Origin of the sequence: Burkholderia sp. Ax-1720 (genome assembly GCF_011753035.1) — a bacterium.
GTDB classification, from domain to species: Bacteria; Pseudomonadota; Gammaproteobacteria; order Burkholderiales; family Burkholderiaceae; genus Burkholderia; species Burkholderia gladioli.
In genome coordinates, this window is record NZ_VWWK01000435.1 from 1 (window position 1) to 1,207 (window position 1,207).

Here is a 1,207-nt window from a genome sequence, read left to right on the forward strand (position 1 = left end):
CCCGTCGAGCGCACCGTGATCACCTTGATCGCATCGCTCGACTGCACCGTCGCGATCGCGTTGCCGGCGTAGATCGGGCGCTCGAAGGTATCGGCGCTGTCCACTGCCGTGATGTCCGAGATCTGCGCCACGTCCAGCTTCGCCGCGATGCGCGGCGCCACGTTCTTGCCGTAGGCCGTGGCCGGCGCCAGGATGTGCGAATAGTCCTTCGCGATGTTCAGCACCGTGGCTTCCACGTTCTCCGCCAGGCCCTCGGCAAGTTGCGGCGCATCGGCCAGCAGCACCTTCGCCACGCCGGCGATCTTCGCTGCCGCGTCGGCCGCGCCCTGCGCGTTGCCGCCCGCCACCAGCACGTGGATGTCGCCGCCGATCTTCTGCGCGGCCGCCACCGTGTTCAGCGTCGCCGCCTTGATCGTGGCGTTGTCGTGTTCGGCAATGATCAGAATCGTCATCTTCTCGTCTCCCCTTACAGCACTTTCGCTTCGGTCTTCAGCTTCTCGACCAGCGTCTTCACGTCGGCCACCTTCACACCCGCCGCGCGCTTGGGCGGCTCCGACACCTTCAGCGTCTTCAGGCGCGGGCTCACGTCCACGCCCAGGTCTTCCGGCTTCACCGTCTCGAGGGGCTTCTTCTTCGCCTTCATGATGTTGGGCAGCGTCACGTAGCGCGGCTCGTTCAGGCGCAGGTCCGTGGTCACCACCGCCGGCAGCGTCAGCGCCAGGGTTTCCGAACCGCCGTCCACTTCGCGCGCGACCGTGGCGCGACCGTCGGCCACCGTCACCTTCGAGGCGAAGGTCGCTTGCGGCAGGCCTGCCAGCGCGGCCAGCATCTGGCCCGTCTGGTTCGAATCGTCGTCGATCGCCTGCTTGCCGAGGATCACCAGTTGCGGCTGCTCCTTGTCGACCAGCGCCTTCAGGATCTTCGCCACGCCCAGCGGCTCCACGCCTTCGCCGGCTTCCACCAGGATCGCGCGGTCCGCGCCGATCGCCAGCGCCGTGCGCAGCGTCTCCTGCGCCTGCGCCACGCCGATCGACACGGCGATCACTTCCGTCGCCGTGCCCGCTTCCTTCAGGCGCACCGCCTCTTCCACCGCGATCTCATCGAACGGGTTCATCGACATCTTCACGTTCGCGATATCGACGCCCGTTCCGTCCGACTTCACGCGAACCTTCACGTTGTAGTCGACCACTCTCTTTACCGGCACCAG

At 66.8% G+C, this 1,207-nt stretch carries 1 protein-coding gene and 1 pseudogene; both read right to left on the reverse strand.

The features are described 5' to 3' along the window. Positions 1–452 (reverse strand): annotated as a pseudogene (locus F3J18_RS37465) (electron transfer flavoprotein subunit alpha/FixB family protein); the annotation flags it as partial. Between the two features lie 14 nt (positions 453–466). After that, positions 467–1,207 (reverse strand): electron transfer flavoprotein subunit beta/FixA family protein (locus F3J18_RS37470; RefSeq protein ID WP_240154907.1); only part of this gene is annotated, 741 nt, incomplete at its 5' end.